The sequence below is a fragment of the Bacillus sp. T2.9-1 genome, assembly GCF_950097965.1.
Classification (GTDB): domain Bacteria; phylum Bacillota; class Bacilli; order Bacillales; family Cytobacillaceae; genus Niallia; species Niallia hominis.
On record NZ_CATNHG010000082.1, the window covers coordinates 19905 to 34699 of the forward strand.

The following is a 14795-nucleotide window of genomic DNA, read 5'->3' on the forward strand; positions in this document are numbered from 1 at the left end:
GGATGATTGATTTGCATATTCATTCTGAATACTCAGATGGTTCCTGGAATCCTCGAGAGATAGTAGAAGATAGTATAAAAAAGGGGCTAAAAATCATTTCGATTACCGATCATGATGTATTGGCGGGTTATGAAGAGGCTCTATTCTATAGAAATAATAGCTTGAAAATTATTCCTGGGATTGAATTGAATACAGATGGTCCTTTAGGAGAACTTCATATTTTAGGCTACAACTTTGACCCAGAGCATCCAAGCTTAAAGGAACATGTCCTTTGGAGAGTGGAGGATCGGTTGCAATGGGGAAAAAGAATTGTAGCAAAATTGAAGACGCTAGGATTTAATATTTCTTTTGGAAATTGCCTTGCACGTGTGGGAAAAGGAGTTCTTGTTAGAACACATATTGCAGATGAGTTAGTTGCAGCTGGATACTTTCACAACAGTAAACAGGCGTATGAAGAACTTTTAAAAAAGGGGAAGCCAGGCTTTGAAGAAAGAGGAACTTTTTCTGCAGTGGATGCCATTAAGCTAATTCATGAGGCTGGTGGTCTTGCCTTTCTTGCTCATCCAGGAATGTATAAGCACGATTTTAATGTTCATCACTTAATCGATTCTGGTTTGGATGGAATCGAAGTGTATCACTCCAAACATACTAAGAAGGACCAAGACTATTGGAGAGGATTAGCAGTAGATAGGAATCTTCTTATTTCTGGAGGAAGTGATTTTCATGGACCGGAATCAAGGAATCCGTTTCCGATTGGGAGTGTGGAGATAGAAGATCCTCAGATTCTAGCATGGTTTGGTAATATGGTTCCTTAGCATTTAGATAAATTATAGTGTTGTTTATAGAAAAATTTAATTGCATTTTAGTGAAGCTTTGCTTTAAATAAAAGTAAAGCTTTTTTATGTAGAATACTTTTGGAAAATTCTATTAGCATTTGCAATAATTTATAGTAAAGGAATGGTGGACAAATGGCATTATTAAAACTAAATCAACTAAAAAAAGAACTAAAACAGTTGGAACAAAATGAATTAATTCAGTTAATTTCAGAGATGTATAAAATTAATAAAGATGTTCAGCAGTATTTGTCCAATAAGTTTATAGGAGAAGAAGCCATTAAAGACTTGTATGAGAGAACAAAAAAGATAGTGAGGGATGAATTCTTCCCAGAGCGCGGTTTTGCGAAAATGCGATTGGGAGTAGCAAGAGATGCGATTTCAACTTTTAAGAAACTTTCCTCTGATGAGGGTAAAACAATAGATTTGATGCTTTACTTTGTTGAAACTGGAACAAAATTTACCAATACGTATGGTGATATAGAGGAAAAATTCTATAATAGTATGGTTTCCATGTATAACAAAGTAGTGAATGAATGCAATAAGAGCGAGGGATTTTACAACATTTTTAAAGATCGTCTTTATTCGATTGTCGGTGACACAGATGGAATTGGATGGGGATATCATGATGATATTTGTGCTATTTATTATTCTTTAGATTGGCTGGAAGAGGATGAAGAAGATGAATGAGATGGAATAAGAAAAAGTAATCTATTTAAAAGGCTGTTTTCGTAAAGTTTGTTATGATGAATCCACTTTGCTTACCATAAGGAGTCAAAAGCTCAGTATTTCTAATTAATTTTGTTTTTTCTATTGAAAAAGAAACACTCTTTTAGAAAACAGCCATTTAAAAAGAATCGCTTGGTTTTGAATAAAATATTTAGAAAGCTGCCGCTATTTTTTAAAGTGAAGTGGCTATTTAAACATCTTTATATCAAGTAACCATTTCCGTATCCACTAGTTACGTGAAATATTCTAACTTAGCATCTGGAAAGAATTTTTTCATATAGGAATGAAGATGATTTTTAATATCTTCTTCTTCTTCTTTTTGATAAATATATTTCCCAATCCCATATTTTCCCCATTTATATCTTCGTTTTTCCTCATCTAGCTCTAATTTTGTCATCGGATAATTTTTTTGTATGACTCTTTTGGCTGGTTTTGTAAAACGGTGCTGGATAAATTCGAATGTTAAATCCTTTTTTGCTTCGGCCGGCAACTCAGCATCCAGTCGTTCGAACATGTGAAGATATCCTTCTTCCCATCCTTCATGGAGATAAATTGGAGCGACAATAAATCCAAGGGGATATCCAGCTCTTGCGACTTTTCCAGCAGCTTCGATTCTTTTTGCTAGAGGAGAGGTTCCAGGCTCAAAATGCTTGATGACATAATCAGCATTTACACTAAAACGAAAGCGGGTTTTTCCATTATGCTTGGCATCGAGTAAGTGATCAACATGATGAAACTTTGTTACAAACCTCAGTTTTCCGTAATCCGATTCTCCGAAATGTTCAATCGCACGTTTAAGGGTATGGGTTAAATGATCAATACCGACAATATCGGATGTACAAGATGCTTCAAATCGAGTAAATTCAGGAGCGCGCTCCTGCATGTAATGATCGGCAGCTTCTAAAATTTCATCAACATTTACATAGGTACGGATGTAAGGCTTACTTCCCATCGTTGTTTGCAAATAGCAATAGTGACAATGTCCCATACAGCCGGTTGCAAAAGGAATGGCATATTCAGCAGAAGGCTTCGAGGTATCGAATTTGAGCGTCTTCCGAATGCCGACGACAAGGGTTGATTTTGCTACCCGGTAACGCTGAAAATCATTGTCTCCAGGAAGGTTTCTAACTTGATTATGGGAAGTTGTGTGCCGGATTTCTACATCCATTTTCTCAAACTTTTCAAGTAGCCCTTTCCCTAATGGATAGTTTAGTGCATCTGGTTCAAAATAAACTAGCTTCGGTGTAAATGGTTTAATCATTCCAATCTCCCTTCCGAAACATCTCCATAATAGTAATTGTAAGCTTGCTGAGCTTCTTCTTCTGTAGTATATACAGCAACCTCGTTAGATAGAGGATAGTAATTTTCGTATAAAAATAAAGATAATTGATTGGAATCGTCAGGATTTTTAACTATAGCTGCAGCTTGAATATTAGCTACATCTTGGGTATGTGGGTTTCTGTAAAATACATAGACGATATCTCCGGCTTGAAAGGTTTGGTTTTCGTTATACAGTGTCATTCACTCACTTTCTACATTCAATCTATTAAGATTTTTTACATTGGATTCTTTAAGTATGTATTACTTTTTTTGGAAGTGGTGGGAAATGAAATCCGCTTATTAAATCGTTCTATTTTTGCTCATAATAATGCTGATATACACAATGATAAAAAGGAGCGTTTAAGAAATGGATGCTAGAAATTCAATCGAAACTACACTGTTAACGTATAAAAAAGGGCTTGGTGATTTTACTGGGAAGATGCCTGAATTTGCAAGTAGATTTAATGCTTTTACAGAAGCATGTTTTGGAGAAGGAGCTTTATCTCAAAAACAAAAGCAATTAATTGCTTTAGGAATCAGCCTTCACGCACAGGATGAGTACTGTATTATTTATCATACAAAGGGATGTTTGGATCAAGGCTGTTCCGAACAGGAAATCTTAGAAGCTGTGGGTGTAACTGCTGCATTTGGAGGCGGAGCAACTATGAGTCAAGGGGTTACATTGGTTCAAGAATGCATGCAGGAATTCAATCAATTAGAACACTAATAAAAGTAGAAAATTAACAATAAATAGGAGCAGAACAGATTATGACAAATCAAGACATTAAAAATCAGGCTATTAAAATTATCTCAGGTCATAGGACAGGAATACTTTCATCTGTTGAAAATAATAAACCCCACTCACGATATATGACATATTACAATGATGATTTAACATTATATACACCAACTCAAATGGATACAGAAAAGATAGAGGAAATCGAAAAAAATCCTTACGTTGCTGTATTGTTAGGATATGAAGAAAAGGGGCAAAGTGATACGTATATTGAAATAACAGGGAAGTCTGCTATTAACAATACAGAAACATTGAAAAAACAGTTTTGGGATGACTCTTTTCAAGAATGGTTTGAAGGGCCTGAAGATCCAAACTATGTATATCTCCAAATAACTCCTGAAGTGGTTCGGATTTTAAATATGCACGGTGAACCGCCCCAAGAGTTATCATTAGAAAATGAATGAATCACTCAACAGACTCTTCTTTCCTTTTACTTTAGACGGAAAGAAGAGCCATCAATAATCTCCACGTCCCCTCGTAATTTAACTTCTTTCATAAGTTTAAAAAGTGCCTTATCTTTCTTTTTTGCTTCAATCATACAGTCGATTTGGCTTATACTTCCGTTAATCTTTTTTAGAAAATCGAAGAACATATTTATATCGATATAATCGGCATGATGCCGAAAAAGTTTATCACTTTTTGGGCTCGAAATATGCATTTTAATGGGGAGAGAAGAATCTCTCCATGTTTGGATGACCCGGTCCCAGTTACTTTCCCAATGGGGATTATTAGAATGGTGAGCAAGATGGTGGTGATAATCAAATACAAGCGGAATTCCTAATTTTTCACATAAGTAAAGTGTATTCTCAAAAGTGAAGGAGGTATCATCATTTTCAAGCATAATCATGGTTTGAAGTGATCTTGGGACAAGCATCCAATTTTCTATAAAGCGTTCTAAAGACTCTTCTGTGTCCTTGTAATTTCCTCCAACATGCATGACACATCGATGCATTGTATCTATGCCCATCCCTTTTAATAATAAATAGTGCAATTTTAACGTTTTAATCGAGTTTTTCAAAATATGCTTCTGAGGCGAATTAAGGAGAACAAAGTGATCAGGATGAAAATCGATTCTCATTTTGTGTTTTCTTGCAAATGCCCCCAATTCTCCTAAAGGTTCCTTTAGTGGTTTCATATAATCCCAATCAAGAAGTTCCTCATGGTTTGCCAACGGAATAAGCCTTGAAGTTAAACGATAAAAATGTATATCGGAAGCTGCAGTGTGCCTTAAGAGGCGAAGGGTATTCTGGAGGTTTTGTAAGGCAATCCGTTCTAACTTACGGAGTGCTGCTTCCCGATCCTCGATTTTCTGAAAATGAGTATATGTCATTGTTTTTGATGGGGATGAATTTTTTACAATCATGCTCATCGCAACGTATCCAAGTCGGACAATGGTCAATAGATGTCACCTCTTAATATATAATTCAAAAGTCATTCCTACCATTCTATCGTTCCACCAGAAGTCTGTTTTACTCCTCTAATAGATGCGATGTCCTCAATCAGCTTCAACATGGCAAGGTTTTTTTGTTTTGCTTCTATCATAATGTCAAAATCCTGTTTAAGATTTTTTGCCATTTTTAAAAAGGGGAGTACAAAGTCAATGGAAACAAAGTCAGCATGAGAACGAAAGGCTTGGATCGATTTTGGTGAAGAAATATGTACTTTAGGGACCATTTTTTTGTTATTCCATGTGTTAAAAATTCTTTCTAAATAAAGAGATAAATCTATATCCTCGTTATTTGCCATATGATGATGATAATCAAGAATCATCGGAATGTTTTCTTGTTCACAAGTTATCAGTGTTTCTTTCACGTTATACGTTTTATCGTCATTTTCAAGCGTCATTTGATTTTTGATTTCTACAGGCAATTGTTTTATATTCTGATGAAATCGACGTAAAGAAGTATTTTTATCTCCATATGCCCCACCAATATGAATATTAATGATACTAGTATCGAGTACATCCATGGCTTTTAGCATTTTATAATGAAATTCCATATCCTTTACAGCATTTATGGTTACTTCTTCTCTAGGGCTAGTAAAAAGTGTAAATTGATTGGGATGAAAACTAACCCGAAGTTTAAATTGTCTAATTAATTGGCCAAGTTCTCTCCATTGCTCTTTAAAGGGAGTAATGAAATCCCATTCTAACTCTGGATGAGTTGCTAATGGCACTAACGAACTGGATAACCGATACAATGAAATCTCATTGGCGGCATTATAGTAGAGAATTCTTTTCGTATTTTTTAAATTTTGAGCCGTAACAGCAAGTAGCTTTTCTGTGGCTTCCTGTTTAGGAAGGGCTGAATATCGAGAGAAGGTTAAAGCCTTTGAAGGACTTGCATCCCATAATCCTAATGCATTTGCCACATAGCCAAAGCGAATCTTCATCTGTTTAGTTCCTTTCCATAGAGTCCAGCAGTGTATCTTTTTATATTGCCATATCTTCTGGAACTCTATGTGCTGTTTTACTAAGTTAATAATGCATTTCATTAAAAAAATCCTGAGATTGTGTCTTTCCTATACCACTCATTCTTTCGGCCGAACCCATACTTTTGAAAAATCTACATAGCCAAAATGGCTAATTTTAATATTGCTTATATCGGTTGAAAATGGAATATATCGCTTTTGATAATAAAGTGGAATCATAATCGATTGATTAATCAATTTTTTTTCGATTTCTAGGTTTAAAGCTGTCCATTGTTCAAATGGTGTATCCTTATATTTTCCCATTAAGTTTGTAAGTGTTCCATTGTTTGCTATCATTTGGGAAAGAGGAGAAAACCCATTCATTAAAAAATAGTAAAAGGAAAAATCTTGATTGAATTCAAAAACTTCTCCATGTACGAAAAGATCTACATCTAATGTCTTAGGATGCTTTGTTAATATATCAGCAAAGGAAAACCATTGAATATCTATAGGGATTTTTTCTTTTGCGAATATTTCTGCAAGCCATTGTGTGGTATTAGCAGTATGTCTAGCACCTCTTATCACAATGGGTTTAGAAAATGTTGGCCGTTCTACTTCAGAAATAGTCAGCTGTTGATTTTGACCGACTATTATACTCTTATCATTCGGTATTAGTCTTGAACTTAGGTCACCAATTGTGTGACGATTTTTAGCGATAATCCAATGGAGGTAATCTCTTACTCGCTTCTGTCTAATAGCAGAATTTCTACAGGAGTTCATTACGATGATACCAAACCCCGAGTCGCTTTCTACTTCGATGGAGGAAGAGGTATCCTTTTCCATAGGAGAATGATAGATTCCTTTAAAATCCTCAGGAACTTGAATGAATTCTACTACATCAATTAATGGCCTCTCTCGAAAATGATCTTGAAAAGCAGTTAAAGTTGTTTTTTTATCGATGTTTTGTTGAAGGATGAAGTAACCGGTGCCCAATATTTTTTCATTCGTCTCTCTATAGATGCTTGCACACATCATACTAAGCATAGGAAGGATATAGGTGCATCCATTGGGATGGATAATATCCAGTATAAGTGGAGACTTTACTTCGATACTTTTGACAGGTGTCCATAAATCTTTGTAATAAGCATGTGTCCGAAGTTTTTCAAGGCATTCGGCCACATCATTTGCTGTCAAAACGGAACCGTCATGAAATTTAATATCCTTTTTTAAATAGAGTCTTAGTTTAGAAGTGGTGCTATCCCAACTATGGGCAATTTCAGGTAATACTTTCCCTTCTTCTGTATGAGTGACAAGCCGATTAAACACGTTTGCCACTAAATGGGCACTGAAGACATCCCCAGCTTCAAGTGGATGGGTGGAATGGAAAGGATATCTTTTTGGTACGATTAATTTATCATTCGACTCTTGGACAAAGCCAAGTTTTGTGTGAAATTTATTCATTAACCTCATTTTGCTGTTTGTGGACCAATTATACATTAAGTATTTGCTTGTTTGTTCTACTGGTTCCAGATCAATTCGCTTTAAAACCTCTTTTTCGTAAGAACTTTCCACCTCTTTTTTCCATACCAATGTTGAAATGTTTCCGCGTCCTCGTCCGGGTGTAAAGGATAGCCAGCCTTCCTCCATCCATTTTTTTAAATAACGTGTTGTTTGTTTCGAGCTCAATTGCAAGGTTTCAGAAATTTCCTCCATTCGAATACTGCCTGAAGGATAATATCTCCAAAGTGTAAGTAATTTGTTATCCATCCTTTTTCCTCCTAAAAGGGGACATTGTTTTATTAATTGTCTATTTTTAGAATTATTCGTCTAGTTTAATATACAGTAATAACAAGGGGGAGACAACATGAAATGGAAGGAATTACCGAGAAATATCAAAGTTAGGATGATTACCTCTTTCTTTAATCGGGCGGTTTCATCAGCTGTTATGCCATTTATGGCTTTATTCTTTGCACAGGAATTAAACAAAATTTGGGCGGGTTTATTTTTGATTAGTACTGTGGTTATCGGATTTATAATTAATTTAGTTGGAGGATATATTTCTGACCGCTTTCCCAGAAAAAAGGTTTTAATGATAACATCCTGGCTGAATGCACTCTTCTTTTTAATCATGACGATCAGTCTATTTCCGACCAATAAAGTAATTGTCTTGTTTGCTTTGGCGTATGTTGGATTTATTATTACAAGCAGTCTAGGGAGACCTGCAATGCATGCGATTATTATTGATTCCACAACACCAGAAAATAGAAAGGCAGTTTATACACTGGATTACTGGCTAGTGAATTTATCGATGACTATTGGGGCAGCACTTGGAGGACTTTTATATTTAAATCATCAGAAAGAATTATTCATCATGCTGACTTGTACATCTACAATGATTCCAATTGCCTATGGGATTTGGCTGCAGGACAAGTTCACAAATCAGTTACACAAAAAGCACAAGAATGTCTTGGTTGACTTAATTAGCAATTATAAAGTGGCGTTTAAAGATGTAGCCTTTGTAAAAGTGGTTGCAGGCTCCACCTTTATTTTTGCAGCAGAATTTTCATTAAATAGTTATATTGGGATTCGCCTTGCTGAAACTTTTGAAGCAGTTCGTATTGGAAGCTTTGAAATTGTTGGGGTACGAATGCTAAGTATATTAAATATAGAAAATATGCTGCTTGTAGTTTGTTTTACTTTTATTATCAATCGGTTCACAGATAAGATGAATAAAAAGAATGCTTTAATAACAGGTCTTATTCTATATGGAATTGGATATGCGACTGTTACTTCGTCAAATACGTGGTATATGCTTGTTTTATTTAATTTGATAGCAACGATAGGCGAATTAATTTATTCGCCGATTCGAAATGCAGAGCAGGCGAATATGATTCCAAGCGATAAACGTGGATCTTACTCTGCTTTTTCCAACTTGTCATTTAGTGGAGCAGATTTAATTGCAAGAGCTAGTATTATTATCGGGGCATTTTTAATTCCAACGATGATGTCTGTCTACATTGGCATTATTGTGATGGTGGGGACTGTTCTTATTTATACAGGATTATTCGCGAAAAACATAAAAGTAAATAACCTAGTCAATAAAGGTGTTAGTGGCGACTAGAGCAGTAAGTTGAAAATTGGTATGGAAGATATATTGAGGCTGGGACATAAGTAAATAACTAGTCTTTAAAGACGAACAATCTTTAATTTAGCTCTTAAATAAAGCTACTTTCTCATGATGGTTATCTATGTTTTTTAATATAGTTAAGTTTAAAAACTAAGTCGTTCCATTGCGCTACAGATGCTCGCTTTCCGCGGGGAGGAAGCTGAGCCTCCTCGCATGCGCTGCGGGGTCTCAGTCTTTCCTCTATTTCCCGCAGGAGTCGAGCGTCTTCCGCTCCATTACACTTCGTTTTTAAACCTTTTTCTAAAAAACAAACACGAACTTTTTGTAAATTAATTACATTATAGTTCGTGTTTGTTGTTGGTTGAAATGCTTTTGTCCCAACCTCTCTTTGAATCTTATTCTTCTTCTGAACTTCCGCCAAAAGCTTCGGGAATCATTGTAAATCCTTCGATTACGGTGTCTTCTTCGACTTCGATCATCAAGTACCTTTTTCCGCTAAATTCGATTTGTTTTACATATCGTAAGTCTGGTGGACTTATTGCGATATTGGCAATTTTTGTGCTGATTTTAATCGACTTTGATGTGAATTTTGGCAAGATATTACTTGCTTTTAACTCGTACTTATCATCATCAATGATCTTTTTGAAAGCAAATTCAACTTTTTCTGGATTAATATCCTCCACGCCACTCATTTTTAAGACTTGTTCGACGTCTTTGGAATCTAATTTTGGAACTTCTTCCTCTTCATTTTCTACAATCATCCGGTTAATTTCTTCGTAAACATTGGAAAGAGTAGAGGTGCTTAGCTGATCTCCAGTTACGTCCTTAATTATTTCTTCAAACACGATTTTATCATCTTGAGCAGTCATCATTTCTTCGCCGTTGAGCACTTCTTCGATAAATTGATAATCCGGCTCATGAATCTTGCCCGCAGCATAGAGAATATGATTAACATCTGCCGCATTATCTGTGAAGCTTGGGAAAAGAAATCCCCCCATGGGTGCATTCAGATTAATAATGGGGTCAACAACAATATTGTATTTAAATTCTTTCTCTACATAATCAAATAGCAATTCTTTTTTTGGCTCTTGTGTGTTATTAATGCTGCATAAAATGAAAGGATGGGAGAAAACCGTATCTCTTTCACTTTCTTCGGACTCTGCATTGCGGCGTTTCTTTGGCTTTAAATATTCTCCGCGAATGAATGTAATGACAATATCTTTTTCATATTGCCTGCTATTAAGCATCTTTTCCACTATCTGCAGCATTTGGTCTTTCCAATCTTCTACTTCAGAGCTAAGTAATCCTTTATGTAAAATAAGCTGGCTATTATTCTCTGCATCCCTTTGAAACTTTAATTCAAAGAGCTTTTCATCTAAATTGCCGGCAAGTAATTTTTTAAAGTTATGCAAAAATAACTCTTGTTGATCTTGGTCAAGCATTCCGAATGGTTGGCTTTGATAATGGAATATATCACTCGATTCTTTCATGACATAGACATTAAACATGTCTGTAATTCTAAGTAGATCGTTGTTCATTTTGAATTGTTTTCGAATGTTTGCTATATCTTTTTTGTTCATTCTAAGTACACTCCTAAGTTACTATAAGTAAAAGATGGATGTTATATTAAGCAGTTAGCTAAATGTATGCACTCATTTTTAGTCATTCATCCATTTTATCATATTTAGTTTCTCTATTATAAGAAAGAAAATAGAGTTATGGGAAAACAAGTTTGTTTTAATGAGGAGAAAGAGGTCTAGTCAATATTATTCCTCTATGCTTAAATAGGAGATAATCTAAGAAACAGGTGGGGAAACGAAATGAATGAGAAGGATTGCTTGCTGCTCCTCTATTTACAGAAGGAGCAAAATATAACGAAAGCAGCGGAACATCTGTTTATGACACAGCCTGCCTTGACCTATCGCATACGCCAACTTGAAAAGGAATTTCAGGTTGAAATCCTCTCTAAAAATGGGAAAAATATAAGACTGACACCAGCTGGCGAACATTTAGTAGAGTATGCAAAAAGAATTCTTAGCGATTTGCGCAAGACGAAAGAATTTCTGCTAAATTTGGAAAATGAACTGATTGGAAGTTTGAAAATTGGTGTGAATAGTCACTTTGGTTTGTACAATTTGCCGTCGATTTTAAAGGATTAAATAAAGATGTTTCCGAAAGTCGAATTGAATGTAGATACTGGATTTAGTACGGAAATGATGGATTTACTAGTAGATGGGCAAATTGATGTGGCAATTGTAAGAGGAGATTATAACTGGTCAGATGGGAAATACCTACTTAGCGAAGAGAATGTCTGTATTATTGCAAACGAACCGATTGATGTAAAAAAGCTTCCTCAGATGCCGATGATTAATAGAAAAGAGCCTAAAGTACTTCTGAAGTATAAGACAAGTCCATATAATCCTTTCGAGCAAAGCGTTGAATATTGGTGGAATCAAAGGTTTATTGAACCACCAATAGTAACGATGCAAGTGGATAGCTATGAAACGTGTAAGGAAATGGTGAAAAAAGGGCTTGGTTATGCGATTATCCCTAGTGTTTTTTTAAAGCAGACGGACGATTTATATAATGCTCCGCTTATTTTTAAAAATGGTCAGGAAATGAAAAGAAGAACGTGGATGTATTATAGAGAAGAATCGATGAGTCTCGCGACAGTAGCTGAGTTTGTTCGATATATGAAAAATTCGTAGAAAGAGAATGAGTATGTGATTCTCTTTTTTTTGTCATATTTGTATAATTATAAATTTTTGTTTATGCAAAAATAGCTGTTATCCATAAAAAAATTTTATGAATAACGAAAAAAAGCTTGATTTTACTTATTTATACAGGGGTATTACAATGGTGAATATAATTATCATTGTTCAGAATATTTCGGGGGTTGTATATTTATGTATTTGGAGAAGGCCGGAGAAAAACTAGCACTTATCGATAAGGTAGATGCGATGGATAACCAATTACGCGAATTAGCATTAAAGATTCATCAGAATCCAGAAGTGAGTTTTCAAGAACAACAAGCGATGAACTGGTTGACAGAACCACTTGAAGAGGCGGGGTTTGTCATAGAAAAAGGGATTGCGACATTAGAAACGTCATTTAGAGCGACTTGGGAAGGGACACCTGGTGGTCCAACGATTGCATTACTTGCAGAATATGATGCGTTGGCAGGATTAGGGCATGGCTGTGGACACAATATTATCGGAACCTCAGCTGTAGGTGCGGCAATAGCGCTAAAGGAGACAATGCCAAATTTAAAAGGAAAAATCGTTGTTCTTGGAACACCGGCAGAAGAGCTAGGTGGCGGAAAAATTATAATGGTGGAACAAGGTGTTTTTGATCAAGTGGATGCTGCCATGATGTGTCATCCCCATAAGAAATCGATGGTTTTGCGGGGAGGATTGGCTTGTGTAGATGCAACATTTAAATATTATGGCAAGGCAGCCCATGCAGCTGCTAGTCCTGAACAAGGAATCAGTGCATTGGATGCAGTCATCCATACATTTGTTGCGGTTAACTCTTTGCGTCAGTTTTTTAAGGATGATGTGAGAATTCACGGGATTATCACAAAAGGTGGAGAGGCTACAAATGTAGTGCCCGCTTACTGTGAAGCCGAATTTTTACTAAGGGCGGAAAACGTAGAGCAGCTGGAATTAGTTCGAGAAAAAGTATATGCTGCTGCTCGATATTCTGCAGAGGCAGTAGGGGCCGCTTTAGAGATTGAAGAGGGACTTATCTATGCCGAAAGAAACAATAATCATGCCCTTGCCCATTTATTCAAAGACAATTTGGAGCTTTTGGATGAAGAAGTAAGTGATCCTCCTAAAAAAGGCGGAATCGGTTCCTCTGATATTGGCAATGTTGGTCAAGTGACAGCAACCATTCATCCTTATATTAAAATCACGGATTCAGCCAATACACACACTCCAGAGTTTGTAGATGCTGCTGGTTCAGAAGAAGGGATGAAAGGACTAAATAAAGCTGCAAAAGCATTGGCGCTCACAGCGTTTGATCTATGCACAAACGAACAATCCCTAAAAGCGATTCGCAGTGAGTTCGAGGAATGGAAAAGAAGCAAACAGCAAGTGAAATAATAGATGAATAAAAAAGTAAAGGGTGAATAGGTTGAAAACGAATAAGCTAGCGTCCAATGTGGCATCTCCAGTAACAAATAAGGGAAAGAAACTTCGAATGCCACATACATTTGTCATCATTTTATGTATGGTGTTATTTGCAGCTGTACTTACTTACATACTCCCGGCAGGAGAATTTGAACGGGTAGAAGATGCAAACTCAGGAAATACAGTAGTAGTACAGGATTCTTACCAACATGTTGAACAAAATCCTATTAGTCTATTTAATCTGCCACTAGCAGTTGTACAAGGTTTGGTAAGTGCAAGCGATACAGTCTTTTTTATCTTTATCGTTGGTGGTGTTTTCCAAATTATCAATTCTACAGGAACGATTGAAGCAGTTGCTGGAAGAGTTGGAAAAACCTTTATGAACCGTGGTCTAGTTATTATTCCAATTTTCTTGACCCTGTTTTCATTCGGTGGCTTTACAATTGGGATGTCAGCAGAGGTAATGGCGTTTGTACCTATTGGAATCGCGATTGCTAGAGCATTAGGATATGATGCGTTAACTGGGACAGCCATGGTTATGTTAGGTGCAGCGACAGGTTTTACAGCAGGGTTACTAAATCCTTTTAATGTTGGGATTGCCCAATCAATTGCTGAAATTCCAATGTTTTCAGGAATGTGGCTACGTGCGATTATTTTAGTTGTGCTGCTAATCGCTACTAGTTTTTATATTATACGTTATGCAAAAAAGGTGAAAAAGAATCCATCATCAAGTATTGTTGTCCAGCTTGAAAAAGAAGAAGGGCATAAAAATATCGATATGACTTCATTATCATCCATGAAGGTCAATCACTATTTAACAATCATTGCTATATTAGCAGGATTTGGTTTCCTTATCTGGGGAGTTTCAGAAAAGGGATGGTGGATGCAAGAATTAGCTGCGTTTTTTCTAGCGTTAGGTATTATAGTAGGGTTTCTATCTAAATATGGGCCTAGCAAAATTGCAAGTGAATTTGTGGCAGGGGCAAAAGATATCACTTTTGGTGCCTTTATTGTCGGATTAGCAAAAGGAATCGTTATTGTTTTAGAGCAAGGACATGTTATTGATTCGGTTGTAAATGGATTAGCGATAATGGTTGACCATCTGCCAAGTTACATTCAGGTTCTCGGCATGTACTTCTTTCAAACGATTATGAATGTCTTTATCACTTCTGGAACAGGACTTGCTGCAACAACAATGCCGATTATGGTTCCATTAGCTGATTTAATTGATGTTACTAGACAAACAGCTGTTCTAGCCTATCAGCTAGGAGATGGGTTATCTAATTGTATCCTGCCTACCTCTGCCATGTTAATGGGAAGCTTAGCGGTGTCAAAAATAAAGTATCAAGAATGGGTAAAGTTTTTCTGGCCATTATTGGTGATATGGCTTGTTATTGGCGGAGTTTTTGTCATCGTCGCAGATATTATTCACTATTGATGAAGAGGAT

15 protein-coding genes are annotated in these 14795 nt (G+C 36.1%); 9 read left to right on the forward strand and 6 right to left on the reverse strand.

Translation table 11 applies throughout. The features are described from left to right. Positions 1 to 2: 2 nt before the first annotated feature. Together QQZ16_RS08970 and QQZ16_RS08975 are read left to right on the forward strand one after the other, a co-directional pair. Entirely contained in the window at positions 3 to 815 is an 813-nt protein-coding gene (locus QQZ16_RS08970) for a PHP domain-containing protein (RefSeq protein ID WP_031538985.1), read from the forward strand. 153 nt (positions 816 to 968) lie between these two features. Continuing rightward, positions 969 to 1523 carry a DUF6155 family protein gene (locus QQZ16_RS08975; RefSeq protein WP_031538984.1) on the forward strand — a complete coding sequence of 185 codons (555 nt, stop codon included), beginning with the start codon at positions 969 to 971 and terminating at the stop codon, positions 1521 to 1523. Positions 1524 to 1794: 271 nt separating this feature from the next. Here the strand turns inward: QQZ16_RS08975 and splB are convergent, their stop codons facing one another. Further along, on the reverse strand, positions 1795 to 2823 hold the full coding sequence (gene splB, locus QQZ16_RS08980) for a spore photoproduct lyase (RefSeq protein ID WP_284561301.1): 1029 nt from the start codon (positions 2821 to 2823) through the stop codon (positions 1795 to 1797). Next, complete coding sequence (locus QQZ16_RS08985; RefSeq protein WP_031538982.1) at positions 2820 to 3083, reverse strand: transcriptional regulator SplA domain-containing protein; 264 nt, start codon at positions 3081 to 3083, stop codon at positions 2820 to 2822. The genes splB and QQZ16_RS08985 overlap by 4 nt, the downstream gene beginning before the upstream one ends. Positions 3084 to 3249: 166 nt before the next feature. Here QQZ16_RS08985 and QQZ16_RS08990 point away from each other — a divergent pair, with 166 nt between their 5' ends. Then, entirely contained in the window at positions 3250 to 3609 is a 360-nt protein-coding gene (locus QQZ16_RS08990; RefSeq protein ID WP_031538981.1) for a carboxymuconolactone decarboxylase family protein, read from the forward strand. A gap of 41 nt (positions 3610 to 3650) precedes the next feature. Next, a complete protein-coding gene (locus QQZ16_RS08995) occupies positions 3651 to 4082 on the forward strand; it encodes a pyridoxamine 5'-phosphate oxidase family protein (protein ID WP_031538978.1) in 432 nt (143 codons plus the stop codon). A 26-nt stretch (positions 4083 to 4108) separates the two neighbouring features. Here QQZ16_RS08995 and uvsE (QQZ16_RS09000) read toward each other — a convergent pair whose 3' ends face one another. From uvsE (QQZ16_RS09000) to QQZ16_RS09010, 3 genes are all read right to left on the reverse strand, one after another. Further along, entirely contained in the window at positions 4109 to 5077 is a 969-nt protein-coding gene (gene uvsE, locus QQZ16_RS09000; RefSeq protein WP_284561302.1) for a UV DNA damage repair endonuclease UvsE, read from the reverse strand. Positions 5078 to 5115: 38 nt separating this feature from the next. Beyond that, positions 5116 to 6069: a UV DNA damage repair endonuclease UvsE gene (gene uvsE / locus QQZ16_RS09005; RefSeq protein ID WP_031538976.1), complete on the reverse strand. Its 954-nt coding sequence runs from the start codon at positions 6067 to 6069 to the stop codon at positions 5116 to 5118. Between the two features lie 138 nt (positions 6070 to 6207). Continuing rightward, complete coding sequence (locus QQZ16_RS09010; RefSeq protein WP_031538974.1) at positions 6208 to 7854, reverse strand: ABC transporter substrate-binding protein; 1647 nt, start codon at positions 7852 to 7854, stop codon at positions 6208 to 6210. A 97-nt stretch (positions 7855 to 7951) separates the two neighbouring features. On the opposite strand from QQZ16_RS09010, the gene QQZ16_RS09015 reads away from it, so the two are divergent. Further along, positions 7952 to 9208 (forward strand): MDR family MFS transporter, encoded by a 1257-nt coding sequence (locus tag QQZ16_RS09015; protein ID WP_284561303.1) that lies wholly within the window; start codon positions 7952 to 7954, stop codon positions 9206 to 9208. A gap of 401 nt (positions 9209 to 9609) precedes the next feature. Here the strand turns inward: QQZ16_RS09015 and QQZ16_RS09020 are convergent, their stop codons facing one another. Then, positions 9610 to 10794 (reverse strand): DUF4317 domain-containing protein, encoded by a 1185-nt coding sequence (locus QQZ16_RS09020; RefSeq protein ID WP_048718098.1) that lies wholly within the window; start codon positions 10792 to 10794, stop codon positions 9610 to 9612. Between the two features lie 240 nt (positions 10795 to 11034). Here QQZ16_RS09020 and QQZ16_RS09025 point away from each other — a divergent pair, with 240 nt between their 5' ends. The 4 genes from QQZ16_RS09025 to QQZ16_RS09040 all read left to right on the forward strand — a co-directional run bounded on the left by QQZ16_RS09025 (position 11035) and on the right by QQZ16_RS09040 (position 14785). Next, positions 11035 to 11373 (forward strand): LysR family transcriptional regulator, encoded by a 339-nt coding sequence (locus QQZ16_RS09025; protein ID WP_051641002.1) that lies wholly within the window; start codon positions 11035 to 11037, stop codon positions 11371 to 11373. 6 nt (positions 11374 to 11379) lie between these two features. Continuing rightward, the gene (locus QQZ16_RS09030; protein WP_051641001.1) at positions 11380 to 11922 is read left to right on the forward strand and encodes a substrate-binding domain-containing protein; all 543 of its coding nucleotides are present in this window, start codon (positions 11380 to 11382) and stop codon (positions 11920 to 11922) included. A 198-nt stretch (positions 11923 to 12120) separates the two neighbouring features. Further along, positions 12121 to 13320 (forward strand): M20 family metallopeptidase, encoded by a 1200-nt coding sequence (locus tag QQZ16_RS09035; protein WP_048718094.1) that lies wholly within the window; start codon positions 12121 to 12123, stop codon positions 13318 to 13320. Positions 13321 to 13351: 31 nt separating this feature from the next. Beyond that, on the forward strand, positions 13352 to 14785 hold the full coding sequence (locus QQZ16_RS09040; RefSeq protein WP_231512586.1) for a YfcC family protein: 1434 nt from the start codon (positions 13352 to 13354) through the stop codon (positions 14783 to 14785). Positions 14786 to 14795 lie beyond the last annotated feature (10 nt).